A 16,343-nucleotide genomic window follows, 5' to 3' on the forward strand; every position below is an offset into this window, starting at 1 on the left:
AAAAAAGAAGCTCCAATTCTAGAACATACTATCCACAAAGTAAGTCGTTCAGCATGTTTAAACTCTTTTTAAAGTGACAAATACCTCATTAGGGTACCCTTTTGATAAAAAAAAGACTTGTGTGAAACAACAGGAGTAGGTTTTATAAAAGAAAAGGATCTGAAGAATTAACTTCAGATCCTTTTTCGGTACCCGGAGCCGGGATCGAACCGGCACGGTTTCCCACTAGTGTTTGAGACTAGCGCGTCTACCAATTCCGCCATCCGGGCGGTCCGTTCAAACAAGTATTTCGTTGTTTGGAGTGATGCAAATGTAGATATTCTTTTGATATATGCAAAATAAAAATGCACCTAAACAAGAAAATAACTGATTATGAACGACTTTATTTTTTTAATAAAAAAATAAAGATCACAAATATCGACAGGTTTATAATCTTTATCGGATATTGATTCTCAATCAAGCCAAATGATAATAGTAAGCTTGAACTACCTTATGGAGCAATGCTATAAACTCGCAATTTTCATTTCAGGGTTTTCCTTTCCATTATGACATGTTTTACATGAAATTGCCTTGATCTCCCCTTCCTTATTTGCTCTATGGAAATATTTTTTATTGATCTTGGCTGTCATCTTCATCATGTCACGTGCTATACTTTTATGCTTATTCTCGTCACTCGCAAATTCCATTTTCTTAGGATCATCTTTTGAAGGAGTATGGCAGAATCCACATTTGACTCCCAAGGAGCTATTAAATTCGCGCATCACTAACTTTAACTCATCTGGAGTTATATTTTTAGGGAGTACTTTTAGATTGGTAAACTTTTCTTCCTTTGGTTTTTCCTGATTGGGAATAAAAGCACTTAAAGTCATCGCAGTTGCAATCACTGCAGTAACTAAGGATATTTTCCTGTATTTAAAATTAAACTTCTTCATTTTTCTTCTTCTTCTTTTAATAACTAAATGTAAAAAAAGAACAACGAATAACCTATGATAAAATGAAATTAATATGACAATACAGTAGATTGTTACAATATTGACTTTTGCACCGTAACCAGTTAAGGTGCAAAAAGAAAGCGCCCGATAAAATATCGCGCGCTTTCAAGATGTATCAATTTAAATGATACCTAATTTACCAATTCTTAGCTAATGAACAACAGTTCGCGAAGTTTCGGTAATGGCCATTTTGATCATCAACAATTTTCTCTAATTTATTGACATGGTAACGAATCTCATCAAAATAAGGTTTAACAACCTCATCATATGCGATTGATTTTTCGCGCATATCTTCGATTTGATTTGCATTTTTACGTTCTTTACGCATCGCCTCTGTTTTCTCAAGAACAGTATTAACGTGTAATGAAATACGCTCTAAGAAGTTAAACTGAGAGCTATATGCCTCTTTTCCGAATCCTAGATCTTTCAGACCTTGTACGTTTTTGATCAATTCGTTTTGATAGATCAAACATGCAGGAGCAATCTGATTATTGACGATATCTTCAATAACACGAGCTTCGATCTGAAGTTTTTTGTAAAAGTTTTCCAACAAAATTTCATGACGTGCTTCACTTTCACGTTTTGTATAAATACCTAATTTCTCAAATAACTCGATCGACTCTTCTTTTACGTAAACGTCTAAAGCTTTCGGAGTAGATTTGATATTCGACAAGCCTCTTGCCTCAGCTTCTTTCTCCCACTCTTCGCTATAACCATTACCTTCAAAACGGATTGATTTAGAATCTTTGATGTATTTACGCACAACATTCAATAATGCTAAATCTTTCTTAATGCCTTTTTTAATTTGCTTATCAACTTCGATCTTAAATTCGATCAATTGATTCGCAACAATAACATTTAATACGGTCATTGGTAATGCAGAGTTCGCAGAAGAACCTACAGCTCTAAATTCAAACTTATTACCTGTAAAAGCAAATGGGGAAGTACGGTTACGATCTGTATTATCCAATCTCAATTCAGGAACTTTAGGAATACCATGCCATAAGTTCGCTTCAGATTTTACTTTTTTAGCAACACGAGCCGATTCAACTTCTTCTAAAAGATCATCTAACTGAGAGCCTAAGAAGATTGAAATAATAGCAGGAGGAGCCTCATTTGCACCTAAACGGTGATCATTACTTGCACTAGCAATCGATGCACGTAATAAATCCGCATGTTCATAAACAGCCTTAATGGTATTAACAAAGAATGTCAAGAACATTAGGTTATTTTTTGGAGTCTTACCAGGAGACAATAAATTAACACCTGTATTGGTAATCAAAGACCAGTTATTATGTTTACCAGAACCATTGACACCGCTATAAGGTTTCTCGTGTAATAACACTTTGAAATGGTGACGCATTGCCACTTGGTCCATTAAATTCTGTAACAATTGGTTATGATCAATTGCTAAGTTGATTTCCTCATACATAGGCGCACACTCAAATTGAGAAGGAGCAACCTCGTTGTGACGAGTTTTTAATGGAATACCTAATTTCAAAGCTTCATTTTCCAAATCGACCATGAATGCTAAAACACGCTCAGGGATCGCTCCGAAATAATGATCATCCAATTGTTGTCCTTTTGCGGACATATGACCGAATAAAGTACGTCCTGTCAATTGTAAATCTGGACGTGCATTATATAAAGAAAGATCAACTAAAAAATATTCTTGTTCAATACCCAAAGAAGCATTTACTTTTGTAATTTGTTTATCGAAGTATTGTGCTACCTCAGTAGAAGCTTTGTCAATAGCACTTACAGCTTTTAACAAAGGAGCTTTATAATCTAATGCCTCGCCTGTGTATGATACAAAAACTGTTGGGATACATAATGTTTTACCTGAACCTGTTTCATAAAGGAAAGCTGGTGATGAAGTATCCCAAGCTGTATAGCCACGTGCCTCGAATGTATTACGAATACCTCCATTTGGAAAACTTGATGCATCAGGCTCTTGCTGTACCAAAGCATCTGCGGTAAACTTCTCAATAGCTTCACCATTATCATCCGGCTCAAAGAAAGCATCGTGCTTTTCAGCAGTAGATCCTGTCAAAGGTTGGAACCAGTGTGTATAATGCGTAGCACCATTAGATAGTGACCAACTTTTCATCGCCTGTGAAATATGCTCCGCTAAATCACGAGAAATTGCACTTCCATCTTCGATTGCCTGTGCTAATTCCTTGTAAGAGTTTTTAGGAAGATAATCTTTCATCTTCGCAATTGAAAAAACATTCTTACCGTAAATATCGGTAGCTTTTTTAGTTTCTACTTTTAAAGAAGCATTTTTGCGAGATACAGCTGCTTCGACAGATTTAAATCTTAAGTTAGACATTATGTGATTGAGATTTTAAGTTTTTTTATACCCTATTTTTGATCTTTCCATCAAATTACTTTGTAAAAGTATGTTGTTTTCAATAAAAATTGAAATTTTTTTAATATTTTTATTGAAAACTTTAAAAAATTACAATTAGACATAAAAAAAAGAGCTTATTTGTAACAAATAAGCTCTTTTTAAAATTATTCACTAGAAAACCCCCAATCGATTCCTTTTTCTTTTGCGGGAACTCCAGATTTCAACCATTTCGGAGCAGGCGCTCCTTTTAAATAGTGATCAAAAAACTGTTGCTCTCGTATTTGAATATCTTTTCTATTCTGTCTTAACAACAAATTATGTTCGTCACCATTGTAGTTAAGCATCCAAACAGGTTTTTGTAAGCGTCTTAATGCCGTAAACATTTCGATGCCTTGGTACCATGGCACTGCTCCATCATTATCATTTGCCATAATAACGACTGGTGTTGTCACTTTATTCAAATGAAATAAAGGTGAATTGGCTAGATAAGCTTCTTGCCCTTCCCATAGGGTCTTACCAATTCTACTTTGTGTATTTTCATACTGAAACTGACGGGACATGCCTGTTTGCCAACGAATACCCCCATACGCTGAAGTCATATTCACAACTGGAGCACCTGCCCAAGCTGCTGCATACATATTGGTAGCTGTTATTAAATGCGCCACTTGGTAGCCTCCCCAGCTTTGTCCTTGGATACCCATTTTAGATGAATCTACCCAATTATTCTGCGCCAGATGCTTCATTCCTGAATTAATATATTCTTCCGCAGATTTACCAGGCTCACCTGTAACATATGAAATATCAGGCGCAAAAACCAAATAACCATTACTTACAAAATAAGGTATGTTCAAACGAGACGGTGTGGGCGCCGGCGCTTGGTAACTATATAGTCCTTCTGATAATTTTTCATAGAAATAAGCAATAATTGGATATTTCTTATTCGGATCAAAATCTTCCGGTTTGTACAGAATACCTTCTGCAGCATGACCAGCAGGTGTAGTCCATTGTACCAACTCCGCGGTTCCCCAATTGTAATTCGCTTGCTGCAGATTCAACTCGGTCAATTTTTCTTCCTTTTTAAACGTATTGCTATTCACATATAAATCAGGACTATTGACATAATCTTCTTTTGAATAAATCAGATATTTCTGATCTTCGGATGCTTGTAAATTTCTAAAAACCTTTGGTGCCATCAAGATCTCTTTTGGATCTTTCCGCTTACCTCTCAATTCATAAAAACCATTCTCTTTGGTCTTTTCATTAAAAGCAGTTAGCAAAACACGTTGACGCTCATCAAGTGTGTTGGATTTCCACTTGCTATTTCGCGGATGTGTTAAGTTCTTATAACGCAATACGGTACTGGATACCCTTCCATATCCATTTGTGGCTAAATATTTATCCGATCCATCTAAAGCGAAATACCAGATATCATATTTATCATAAACATATACTCCTTTATTGTCGCTCCCCAAGCGGCCATACCATAGCCTTCTGGTTTTGCCGGCATATCATTATCCTCATCGACAAAGGATACAGGAAGACCATCATTTAATATCGACACTTTTTGGAGGCAATTTGATACGAATACCAATTGCCACTATCCTGATTAAAATACAGCACATACTGACCATCTGGTGATAAAACAGCTTGTCCTGATAAATTTCAGCTACCAACTGACGAGCACCAGAAACGGTAGAGACGACATATACATCCTGTTTGCTCCTATAATCCCACTGCGTAGATACTCTACGTCCAAAATCAGTGGTTGCCAAAACATATTCTTGGTCGGCTTCAATTGTTGTACGTACTGGATTAAATTTCTCATCAACTAGAGGAATCACACGATTATTCTGTTGCGGATAAAATACACTCAAATAGCTTTGAGCAAGATCTTTTTTAAGATTGACTAATTGCTGCGGCTGTAAGTAATCATCCTGCCAATGCCAAATGTCTACTTTCGCATGCTCAAAATCCACTAATGTCGTATCCTTAACTCTAGGTATAGGTGCCAATCCTAAAAATAATTTCTGCCCATTTTTACTGAATTTTAACTCTCCATCTCCACTTACTGCCCAATTTGCAGGTACTCCTGAAGTATTTTTCTGAACAGCAATGCGCGCTGAATCAAGCTGTGCAGTATAATAATAAAGATTAAACTCTTTTAATAAAGATTTTTCAGCAGTTTTATCTCCTAAATAGACCAATTGATTGCCAAGATCGTCAAAAGTGAAGTTTTTATACGTTCCGCGACCATTTGTAATCTTTTTTAATGTTTTATTGGTCAAATCATATAAATAAACACCTGCAATATTGGATGTAGAATCTTTAGCTTCAGTTTTTTTGGTAAAAACCAGCTTGTTTCCCGCTTTATTAAAGTCGTATTGATCTACCTGTTGAAAATTAACCGTATCACCTGTTGCTAGATCATATACATGCAATGTGCTGATTTTAGTTGCTTTTTTAGTCTTTGACGTCGCGGTGTCTGTAGGAGCTATCCCTTTATCATCCGTTAAGAATCCAAAGTAACCATTAGCTTCCTCAGCCAATTTATAAGATTTAACTTCTGCATACTTTAAAAGCTTTCCAGTCGCTACCGTAAAAATAGCAAGTGAATCTTTCGGCATTTCTTCCGGTTTCTTTTTCTTAATTTTCGCTTGGCGTGTATCAGCAAACTTAGGCTTTATCAATGAAATGACATGCGTTTCATTATTGGTCAAACGGGCATTATATCCCCTTGGTAATGCAAGTATGGATTTGTTTAAATTATCCTTGACATATAAGGCTCCATCTCCCTCCTGTGGCAGTACTTGAAATGTGATGTATTTTCCACTACCACTTATTTCACTTGCATTCAAACTTTGCCATCCATCATAAACCGTATGGTTAAGCGGTTGCTTTTGAGCGAATAAAACGGCTCCATGCATTGCTAACAACCCTATAAGAATGATTTTTTTATTCATTATTTATTACTTATATCAACAAATTGATTCAAAAACTGCAAATTATCTATTTAAATTCAAAAATAACAGTTTTTTGGTATCATGATTGCTACATAGTAAGTCGATAAAACGTTAAATAACCTGATTAGAATAATGATTATGAAATACAATCCAATTATAATAGCACTTATTGCAGGTATTGTTATTATTGCAAGTGCATGCCTTTTTAGCAATGCATACCGTTACAAATTCAAATCTTCACAAACGATTACCGTTAATGGAAATGCTAAAAAAGATTTTGAATCTGATTTAGTAAAATGGAATGCCAGCTACAGTCGTAAAAATTTCGATTTAAAAGGCGCATCAGATCAATTAGCTGAGGATCGTGAGCTGGTTCGCAATTTTTTGATCGCACAGGGTTTAAAAGCTGAAGAGATAAGATTTGAAGCTGTTAATATTAATAAAGAATTTGAATACCACACAGATGGTAAAGGCAGTAGCTATAATACGTTTTCTGGATATACCTTATCGCAAACTGTTGGAGTGGAATCAAAAGATCTTAACAAAGTCGATAATGCATCTCGCGAAATATCAACGTTAATCTCTCAAGGGCTTGAATTAAGTTCAAGTACACCCAACTACTATTATTCTAAGCTGGAAGATTTAAAATTAGAACTCATTTCTCAGGCTTCTAAAAATGCACACCAACGTGCACAGAATATAGCGTCCGAATCTGCCTCCACTTTAGGTCAATTGGTAAAAGCTGATTTAGGCGTTTTTCAGATAACTGGTCAAAATGATAACGAAGAATTTTCTTATGGTGGTGCATTCAATACAACATCTCGAAAAAAGACTGCAAACATCACTGTAAAAGCGAGCTATTTACCATTATAAAGTATAAAATGATATTTTCAAAGCCATTTAGTCTTAAATCAAGAGAAAAATTCACAAAAAAAACGTTACACAATAAATTGTCTATCAAGAAAATAGCATGATTTAAAACGACTTTCAAAACTTTTCATGATAAAAAAAATCGTCAACGGATTAAACTTATCGTATACAGATCGCTCTAACCTGATAATAATACACATGTAAAAATAATATATATGAAAAAGTTAATGTTAAAAACAGGTATGATCGTTGCTACTTTATTAATTTCGATATCCGCTATGGCACAGACATTACTTAAACAAGACGTAAATGTATTTCCAGCACCAGAAAAAGGGATGGTAAAATATGTCATTGAAGTCCCTCATGCAGGAATCGATGGTGATAATAATAAAAAGATTGAGTTTTTTGCTGGCAAATATATGGAGACCGACGCGTGTAACAGTTACTTCTTAGCCGGTGATTTTGAGAAAAAAGATCTGCAGGGATGGGGATATAATTACTATGTTTTCAAAACAAATGGAAATGTAGCTTCGACTCAAATGCTTTGCCAGGGTGAAAAAAAGAACAGCTTTGTACAGGCTAAATCTGTTATAACCGATTACAATGGAAGAATGCCAATCGTTATTTACGCACCAGAGGGTTATGAAGTAAAATTCAAAATTTACAAAGCTGAGCCTGAAACTTACCAAGCCGCTGAGGTTCCTCTAAAAAAAGCGAAATAGTTAAACGCAATATAAAATAAAAAACGCTCTTCAATTAAATTTGAAGAGCGTTTTTTATTTTATATTGAATAATTCCTATTGTGTCATCAGATAATTAATAAAAATGCCCCCCTGAGCTCATTACTTCAATATTCTTCTAAGAAGTGGAATCGAAAAATCTGTTTTGGTTTCATCGGATAACTGTCCTTCAATATTTTCTACTTGAAAATCATTCAAATCAATTGATGTATGTCCAACTGTTTTCAAACTTAAAGACTTGACTTTTACATCTGGATTTTTCCCAAAGAAATTAACCTTTGAATCCTTAGCATGAATGAACACTTGTTCATAATTTTGCTTAACGAGACTAACCTCGCTGCTATCCAAATCCAACGTTAAATTCGGGATCTGTATGGATACGGATTCACTACTTGTAAGAATAGAATTTTTCAACCTTAAGGACAACTTATTGATCGTTATATTTGAATTAAATTTAAAATATTCTATGTTTTCTCCGATGATTTCTAAATGATCATACTTCCTGAGAAATCAGCGATCACAACTTCAGATAATTTAATTCGTGAGATATCGGGAGTAAATACATATATAAGTTTAGTGTATGGTTTTGCATTATCTTTGAGCCCGATATTCAACTGACCATCAGCCTTAACAGAAACTGCAACCTCACTCTCACTTCTGTTATCCACCTTCACAGCATATTTATCACTTTTCACAATAAAAAGACAAATTGATCCTTTATTATTTCCGATAATATTCAAATTTGTAAAACTTTTAGTTTTATATGTTTTCAAATAAGTATCCTTACTATCTGGTTCATTACCTTCCTTACGAAGCATCTCCTCATACACTTTTGTATCAACCCGATTATTTCCTACAATATAAGAAGTGGTGACTATAGGAATAATAAATAATGCTATCCCCAAGCCTATCAATATTTTACTACTCAGTTTCATAATTCGTTATTTTTAAAATTTTGTTCGATAAAAGATTGATACCGTTGCTTTAGTTCATCTAAACTAATTTCCAAAAGATAGATATTTCTAAAAAAAGGATTAAGATCCTCTTCCAAAAAGACAGCTTTGCGATATTCCTTTACATTTCCTACTGACGTATCAGTCACAAAAAATCCAACTCCTCGTTTATTGACAACAATTTCTTTGTTGCAACAAATCATAGGTACGCATCACGGTATTTGGATTCACTTCCAATTGTACAGCAAGTTCACGGACCGAAGGTAGCTTATCCTCCACTTTCCAAGTCCCCAATAGAATATGATCGCATACGTATGCTGCTATCTGAAGATAAATGGCTTTGTTAGCATTAAAATCCATACTAAACCTCCTTTTCTTTTAATCTCAAGAATGCTAATCCCCAAAAATTAATGTTAAAAATATACCAATTGCTAGAGCAAGTTGAAGTCCATGAACCTTATCATCGAAATAATTACCATTATCAAGGCCAATTGTATTATCTGTTCGTAATTTCATGACATAGATAAATGTGATTATCCATATGGCTACATATATAATCATGGTTATAGCTGTTTTAATATATTGATAATTCTTATAGGCGATAGAACCTAATAAAAATAGGGCATTCAATATGAAGGGTAAAAAATAGAAATAGGGCAAGAATTCAGATTTTTCCAGCTTGAAGAAATACATCCAATTATCAATCACTACTTTTCCTCCTTGTTCGGTTTCAAAAGTTGTAATAGAAGATCCTATACTTCTTAAATAGGATACGAAAGCAAGATCAACTAAAAGGAATAATAAGAAATAGGCACACAAGCTTACAATAATAGTATAAAAAATAGAAGTTAAAAATTTCTCTAAGGAAGAAGCTGGAGTCATCAACTCAAAAATCGCCTTTGTTTTTTGACCTAAATCAGAAAAATAACTGCTTGATACAACTGTGATAAAAAATAATCCCAAAATAAAAAATAACGGTATTCTAAAATTAAGAACATCTTGGCCTATATTAGAGCTTGTCTTTATATCTTCAAAATTTTTAAAGATTGCAACCCCATAAAAAGCTATAAAAACTCCAGCAATAATAATTAGTGACATCAAATAAATGCGTCCGACAGAAATCCACTGCCGGCGAATCAATGCACACAAGCGATTAACATTAAATACGTTCGACATCTTCAGTAACATTTAAAAGGTTTGTAATCAATTCTTTTTTCTGTAAAACAGCATTAAACAACAGTTCCAGATCTAATTTAGAGTCTTCGCCCATCGTATTCAACTGTATGGTATTAAAACCTCCTAACGCAGGTTCTGAATATAGCACATCATCGTTCAACTCACGTACTTTTTTAAAGCTGATATGATCCGTAATACGATTAACATTAGCATTTAATACCACCCGATGTTCATCCAATAGAATAACCGCATCGATCAGGTTGTCGAGATCACGTACTTGATGTGTCGAGATAATAACACAGCGGTCGTCGGCAATAGCAGAGGCCATAATTTTACGAAACTGCACTTTAGAAGGAATATCTAGACCATTAGTAGGTTCATCCATAATCATGATTTTGGTATTGGAAGCCAAACCAAATGATATGATATATTTCTTCTTTTGCCCATAACTCATATCTGCAAGCTTCTGTTCGATCGGAATTTCAAACTCTCTGATCAGTTCTTGAAAATATGCATGATCAAACTTTGGATAAAAAACGGCATTCGCTTTTACAAAAGTTGCGGATTTCACTGCTGGTAAGTGAAATTCCTCAGGAATAAAACTGATTTCCTGAAGCAGAGCAGGTTCGCGTTTACAAGGATCATGCTGTAACACTTCAATCGTACCACTTACAGGATAGACCAAACCGGCCATATTCTTCAGTAACGTCGACTTGCCGGCACCATTTTTCCCCAAAAGACCATAAATATGCCCTTCCTGTAAATGAAGATCCATATTTTTAAATAATGGTCGCGATTTGCTGTAGCTGAAATTTAGGTTTTTAATAGTTATCATACTACTGTATTATTTAATTAATACACTAATATAGAAAGGAAAAATAAGAATGCAAATTATTTTGTACTTTTTATTAAAGAAATAAAAGAAAACGCAAACAATTTTAAATATAATATCAGAAATAAGAAGCCTACCCTTTTGATTTCTAACATTATATTGAAAAGATTAGCGATCGTTATAAGAAGTAATTATGCCGAACAAATTAGGTGCAAACAAAAGACCGTTTCTCTATATAAGAAAAACGGTCTTTTACCTTCGATGGAGAAGTTTGTGTTAAAGACAGAAACCTTTCATGTAAATGAGTACTGTCACTTAACAATATTCTCTAAACTCAGTTGTATAACCTTCTGCCCATATGTATGTATGATAATATATCTAACCTGATCGCTACTATACATTACATCTTTTAATAATCATTGCAGAAGCACCACCGCCACCATTGCAAATTGCTGCTAACCCATACTGTCCTCTCTCCTGCTCCAGCACACTTGTTAAGGTTACTAAAATTCTGGCACCCGAACACCCCAGAGGGTGACCTAAAGATACTGCCCCCCCATAAACATTCATCCTTCCAATGAAATATCCAACAAACGGGCATTTACTAATGCTACAACAGAAAAAGCTTCATTAAATTCAAAAAAGTCAATATCAGACAATTCTAGATCTGCTTTTGCTAATACTTTTTTCACGGCGAGACTAGGCGTCGTTGTAAACCATTCCGGTTCCTGTTCCGCATCAGCATATGCTATGATTTCAGCTAAAGGTTCTAAACCCAATGCTTCCATTTTCTCACCGGACATCAGTAATAATGCCGCAGCTCCATCACTTAAAGTAGAAGCATTTGCTGCAGTAATCGTTCCGTCTTTTTGAAAAGCTGGTTTCAAAGTATAAATTTTCTCAAAATTGACCTGCGTAAATTCTTCATCTTGCTTGACAACAACTTCTCCTTTTCGGGTAGAAACTGCTATCGGAGCCACTTCCTTATCAAATTTCCCCTGTTGCCAAGCATCACGGCTTCTGGTATAGGACGATACCGCATAAGCATCCTGCTCCTCCCGGTTAATGTCATATTTAATCGCACATAATTCTCCAAAAACACCCATTGCGTCTTGCGAATAAGCGTCACTCAGTCCATCTTTCTGTACTCCATCTACTAAACTTTGATGACCATACTTCGCTCCCCAACGTACTGTAGGTGCATAATAAGGCACACGGCTCATACTTCCATACCGCCAACAAGTACGACATGAGCATCACCTAGTAAAATAGCCTGTGCACCTAGTGCTACCGCTTTCATTCCACTTGCACAAACCTTATTAATAGTGGTCGCAGGAATATCATCAGGTAAACTTGCATATTTTAAAACTTGGCGAGCGGGAGCTTGTCCCAAATCGGCTTGCAGAACACATCCCATCAATAATTCATCCACTTCGCTTCCATCAATAGCAACTTGTTTCAAAACTGCATTAACAGCCTGAGCACCTAATTCTGTCGCGCTAAAAGTGGATAATCCTCCTCCAAAGCTTCCTATTGCGGTACGTTGCGCCGCGACAATAAATACTTTCTTAGTCATCGTTTATTATTTTGGTTATCTATGCTACTACCTTGCTTAATCAAAACGTCAGATCCGGTTTCCCCCGAACTACGAATCCCAATTGACATACAAAGAAAACAAACAGTAGAGCGTTATCATAAAGTTATATTTAAAGGTACAAAAAAATAGTAAACAGTAAATGAATCGGTTAAACAGAAATCTTTAATAAGCTTATAAATGAGCCTAAAACACTTAAATCAAGCGAACACTCTCCCATAAAAATAAGTTATCATAAAAATTAACTTTCAAATAAATGGAAACGTCAGCTTTTTAATTTAAATTAGCTTCAACTTATTTGGATCACCAAATCCAAAAGAGAAAATATAACCAATAAAACTTGATAGCATATGCAAGCAACACAATTGACAGTTGAGCACCACGTATTCGCGAAAGTTTAAAAGCATTTATCCGTAAAGAGATCCTGCCTCATATTGATCAGTGGGAAGAAGAAGGTAAAATAGATCGTGCCATTTGGAAAAAAATGGGCGACATGGGCTTTATAGGTCTTAATTATCCAGAAGTTTATGGTGGGCTCGACCTTGATTTTTATTATTCCATGATTCTGTGCGAAGAGCTCTCTCAGTGCTTTTCGGGAGGATTTACGATAACAGCATTAGTCATTCAATATATGTCAGCGCCATACTTACTCAAGTATGCCTCTGAAGAATTAAAAGAAAAATATTTAAAAGGTGTTATTGCTGGAGATTTGGTCAGTGCAGTAGCTATTACGGAACCAGGTGCCGGATCTGATGTACAAAAAATCCAAACAACTGCTATCCGGGAAGGTGATCATTATATTGTTAACGGTTCGAAAACTTTTATCACCAATGGTTACTATGGCGATTTTTTATTACTGCTGTTAAAACCGATCCGACCAAAGGTAGTAAAGGTATCAGTTTGCTCTTGATCGACCGTCATGCTTTAGGAGTAACAGCAACCAAAATCAATAAAATGGGCTGGCATGCTTCTGATACAGCAGAATTAGGTTTTGATCAGGTAAAAGTCCCCATTTCACATTTAATAGGTGAAGAAGGTGCGGGTTTTAGTTACCTGATGGACGGACTACAACTGGAACGCCTGACCGCAGCAATCCAAAGCATTGCTACAGCAGATTCTGCCTTACAGTATACCCTAGAATATATTAACAAACGTGAAGTATTTAAGCATAAACTGCAAGATTTCCAAGTAGTGAGACATCGCGTTGCACAAATGGTTGCAGATATCGCTACAACAAAAGCATTTATATATGCTTGTTGCGATTTGCAACAACTTGGAAAATATGCAGTTAAAGAATGTTCGATTGCGAAATTACAGGCGAGTGAGCTTGCGGTCCGTATTGTAAGCCAATGTTTTCAACTTTTGGTGGTTATGCCTTTACAGAAGATTTCAAAATAGCCCGTCTGTACCGTGATATAAGAGTCGGTACCATTATCGGGGGAACATCTGAAATCATGTTGGAAATTATTGCTAAAATGACAATTGATAAAGTCAATTATCAATCCAAATCCGATAAAACAATTTCTTCAAATTAATTAAACTCTATACTGCAACTCCCCATAAGGGAATATAACACCTAAAAAAATGCAGAAAATTAATCCTACATATTTTACTTATTTCTTAAGTGAAAGAGATGAACAGGGAGTCGTATTGATTAGCCCCTTAATTTCTACAGAAACTATCCATGAAAATGACTTAGAGCGATTAGAAGAATTTGTGACCATCATCCGTGATCAGATTGATCTCACTGAAGTAAAAGGAATAATATTCAAAAATCCACTTATAGGCCAAGCTATTAACTATGATATTTTACTTCAACAAGCATCAGATGAAAATTCATTTAAGCTACGTTTGAAATCACTCCTGTCAAATTTTAATGAGCTTAACCAACAAAAGAAACCCATTGTCGGTCTAATGGACAGTGATTGTATGAGTTTACAGCTTTCGACACAACTATGGGCACACTGCCGGATTGCCCTTGAGCAGATAAAAATAGGATTTCCAGAAGTCAACTATGGGTTATTTCCAGGGTTTGGTGCCACGATACAAATAACAGAGATACTTGATGCACAAGATGCTCTTCCATTGGTGCTACAGGCTAAAATAATCACAGCACAAAAAGCTAAAGAAATAGGTTTAATCGATCTCATTTCTTCAAATATAGATCATGCAATCTTTCTTGCCAAAACATGGATCTTAGAACATGTGCATGAACAGGCTCAGAAACAAACTCCACCATGGGATGAAGCACAATGGGATAATCTTACCGTACCCATCAAAAAACGTAACTTAGGAATTAAGCCAAACATAGACAACTGTATGGCAGTTATTTATCAAAAACACAATCTTTCAAAACAAGAAGCACTCCGTATTGAAATAGCGTATTTTATCCAGACCCTGCGCGATCCTATTACCTGCAGTATCATCCGGACCCAGTACTTCGGTATAAATGAAGCTACAAAAGCTACAGATCCATTAGTCAATACCCCTTTCGAGTTACAAAGGATGGCAATATTAGGCGCTGGTATGATGGGGTCTGGAATTGCATTCGAAGCTGCCCGCTCAGGAATTGATGTTATCTTGAAAGATGTGACTTTACAACAAGCAGAGCAAGGAAAAAAATATGCAGAAAAAGTATCAGCAAAATGGGTGGAACTGGGAAAAATGAATGAAGAAAAAAGACAGGCTCTCCTCTCCCGAATCTCCCCTACAGATCAGACAAAAGATTTTGGAGAAGTTGATCTCATTATTGAAGCTGTGTTTGAAGACAAAAATCTTAAGGCGGCTGTCAGTACTGAAACACTTCCTTTCCTAAATAATAATGGTTTTTTTGCTTCCAATACCACATCATTACCCATCAGTGAATTGGCTTTAGTAAGTCCGAAACCAGAAAACTTTATTGGAATGCATTTTTTTCACCTGTAGATCGAATGGCTTTAGTAGAAATCATACGCGGGAATCAGACAAGTGAACAAACCCTGTCTAAGGCTCTACAAGTAGTCCGTCAACTGGGAAAGATTCCAATTGTTGTACATGATGGCCCTGCATTCTTTACTTCCCGTATTTTTTTCAACTACCTACTGGAAGCAGTGACGATGCTGTTGGAAGGTATTCCTGCATCTCTCATTGATGAACAGGCAATAAATGCTGGTTTTGCTGTTGGTCCTTTGGCAGTTCTTGATGAAATTTCGCTATCGCTTATGCTGCATGTATACGACCAGCTACCCCATCTACATCCAAGCCAGAGGCGATGTTATGATTACTTAAAAAAACTTGTGGATAGTGGACGAAATGGACGAAAATCCAATCGAGGTTTTTATGACTATGAAATTGCATCTGGAAAAAAAACAATTTGGCAAGATTCGAATTTACCGACCTTAACTACATTGCCCGAAACCATCAACATTCAGGATCGATTATTACATGTTATGGCATTGGATAGTTACCGATGCTTAATAGAAGGGATACTCGACAGGCCGATCGATGGCGATATCGGCGCTACCTTAGGGATTGGCTATCCCATTCATACTGGTGGTGCCTTTGGTCATATAGACCAAGTTGGCCTCCAAAAATTTGTAAAAGACTGTCAGCGTTTTGAGCGACTAGGTGAACAATGGATGATTCCAACCTCATTACATCAGCTCGCCGCAGAAAATTTCACCTTTTATTTAGGCCTTCAATCCAACTGGCCTATCCAAAAACAAAATTTATAAATTCAAAAAAGGTTTCATAAAGGTTTTAAAAAAACCTTTATGAAAACCTTCTTTAACTAACTAACTAACTAACTAACTAACTAACTAACTAACTAACTAACTAACTAACTAACTAACTAACTAACTAACTAACTAACTAACTATGTCTCGTCCTGAAAAG

The 16,343-nt window shown here is 35.7% G+C and carries 13 protein-coding genes, 1 tRNA gene and 4 pseudogenes; 6 read left to right on the forward strand and 12 right to left on the reverse strand.

Going from position 1 to position 16,343, the window contains the following annotated elements:
• Positions 1 to 189: 189 nt before the first annotated feature.
• The 6 genes and pseudogenes from L950_RS19215 to L950_RS34055 form a co-directional block, all read right to left on the reverse strand.
• A tRNA-Leu gene (locus L950_RS19215) sits at positions 190 to 269 on the reverse strand.
• Between the two features lie 234 nt (positions 270 to 503).
• Positions 504 to 932 carry a c-type cytochrome gene (locus L950_RS19220; protein WP_021191989.1) on the reverse strand — a complete coding sequence of 143 codons (429 nt, stop codon included), beginning with the start codon at positions 930 to 932 and terminating at the stop codon, positions 504 to 506.
• Positions 933 to 1,138: 206 nt separating this feature from the next.
• Positions 1,139 to 3,324: pseudogene (locus L950_RS19225) on the reverse strand (glutamine synthetase III).
• Positions 3,325 to 3,509: 185 nt separating this feature from the next.
• Positions 3,510 to 4,817, reverse strand: coding sequence for an alpha/beta hydrolase family protein (locus tag L950_RS34045; RefSeq protein ID WP_231577449.1), 1,308 nt, complete (start codon positions 4,815 to 4,817; stop codon positions 3,510 to 3,512).
• On the reverse strand, positions 4,754 to 4,906 hold the full coding sequence (locus tag L950_RS34050) for a hypothetical protein (protein ID WP_231577450.1): 153 nt from the start codon (positions 4,904 to 4,906) through the stop codon (positions 4,754 to 4,756). Before L950_RS34050 ends, L950_RS34045 begins: the two co-directional genes overlap by 64 nt.
• Complete coding sequence (locus L950_RS34055) at positions 4,890 to 6,305, reverse strand: hypothetical protein (protein WP_231577451.1); 1,416 nt, start codon at positions 6,303 to 6,305, stop codon at positions 4,890 to 4,892. Before L950_RS34055 ends, L950_RS34050 begins: the two co-directional genes overlap by 17 nt.
• A gap of 138 nt (positions 6,306 to 6,443) precedes the next feature.
• Here L950_RS34055 and L950_RS19235 point away from each other — a divergent pair, with 138 nt between their 5' ends.
• Both L950_RS19235 and L950_RS19240 read left to right on the forward strand, forming a co-directional pair.
• Positions 6,444 to 7,178 carry an SIMPL domain-containing protein gene (locus tag L950_RS19235; protein ID WP_031289417.1) on the forward strand — a complete coding sequence of 245 codons (735 nt, stop codon included), beginning with the start codon at positions 6,444 to 6,446 and terminating at the stop codon, positions 7,176 to 7,178.
• A 212-nt stretch (positions 7,179 to 7,390) separates the two neighbouring features.
• Positions 7,391 to 7,897, forward strand: coding sequence for an ecotin family protein (locus L950_RS19240; RefSeq protein WP_021191992.1), 507 nt, complete (start codon positions 7,391 to 7,393; stop codon positions 7,895 to 7,897).
• Between the two features lie 120 nt (positions 7,898 to 8,017).
• Here the strand turns inward: L950_RS19240 and L950_RS19245 are convergent, their stop codons facing one another.
• The 6 genes and pseudogenes from L950_RS19245 to L950_RS37485 all read right to left on the reverse strand — a co-directional run bounded on the left by L950_RS19245 (position 8,018) and on the right by L950_RS37485 (position 12,452).
• A complete protein-coding gene (locus tag L950_RS19245) occupies positions 8,018 to 8,329 on the reverse strand; it encodes a hypothetical protein (RefSeq protein ID WP_021191993.1) in 312 nt (103 codons plus the stop codon).
• A gap of 71 nt (positions 8,330 to 8,400) precedes the next feature.
• Complete coding sequence (locus L950_RS19250) at positions 8,401 to 8,850, reverse strand: hypothetical protein (RefSeq protein WP_021191994.1); 450 nt, start codon at positions 8,848 to 8,850, stop codon at positions 8,401 to 8,403.
• A gap of 186 nt (positions 8,851 to 9,036) precedes the next feature.
• A complete protein-coding gene (locus tag L950_RS34060; protein ID WP_231577452.1) occupies positions 9,037 to 9,228 on the reverse strand; it encodes a GntR family transcriptional regulator in 192 nt (63 codons plus the stop codon).
• Between the two features lie 33 nt (positions 9,229 to 9,261).
• The gene (locus L950_RS19260; RefSeq protein WP_031289418.1) at positions 9,262 to 10,044 is read right to left on the reverse strand and encodes a hypothetical protein; all 783 of its coding nucleotides are present in this window, start codon (positions 10,042 to 10,044) and stop codon (positions 9,262 to 9,264) included.
• Entirely contained in the window at positions 10,028 to 10,819 is a 792-nt protein-coding gene (locus L950_RS19265) for an ATP-binding cassette domain-containing protein (protein WP_021191997.1), read from the reverse strand. Before L950_RS19265 ends, L950_RS19260 begins: the two co-directional genes overlap by 17 nt.
• A gap of 450 nt (positions 10,820 to 11,269) precedes the next feature.
• A pseudogene (locus tag L950_RS37485) lies at positions 11,270 to 12,452 on the reverse strand (thiolase family protein).
• Positions 12,453 to 12,903: 451 nt separating this feature from the next.
• On the opposite strand from L950_RS37485, the gene L950_RS30750 reads away from it, so the two are divergent.
• The 4 genes and pseudogenes from L950_RS30750 to L950_RS34070 all read left to right on the forward strand — a co-directional run bounded on the left by L950_RS30750 (position 12,904) and on the right by L950_RS34070 (position 16,183).
• On the forward strand, positions 12,904 to 13,380 hold the full coding sequence (locus tag L950_RS30750) for an acyl-CoA dehydrogenase family protein (protein ID WP_231577453.1): 477 nt from the start codon (positions 12,904 to 12,906) through the stop codon (positions 13,378 to 13,380).
• 146 nt (positions 13,381 to 13,526) lie between these two features.
• Positions 13,527 to 14,005, forward strand: a pseudogene (locus tag L950_RS30755) (acyl-CoA dehydrogenase family protein).
• Between the two features lie 379 nt (positions 14,006 to 14,384).
• Positions 14,385 to 15,448 (forward strand): annotated as a pseudogene (locus L950_RS34065) (3-hydroxyacyl-CoA dehydrogenase NAD-binding domain-containing protein); the annotation flags it as partial.
• A 117-nt stretch (positions 15,449 to 15,565) separates the two neighbouring features.
• Positions 15,566 to 16,183 (forward strand): 3-hydroxyacyl-CoA dehydrogenase family protein, encoded by a 618-nt coding sequence (locus L950_RS34070; RefSeq protein ID WP_231577454.1) that lies wholly within the window; start codon positions 15,566 to 15,568, stop codon positions 16,181 to 16,183.
• The last annotated feature ends 160 nt before the right edge of the window (positions 16,184 to 16,343 follow it).

Source organism: Sphingobacterium sp. IITKGP-BTPF85, assembly GCF_001006065.1.
GTDB lineage: Bacteria > Bacteroidota > Bacteroidia > Sphingobacteriales > Sphingobacteriaceae > Sphingobacterium > Sphingobacterium anhuiense.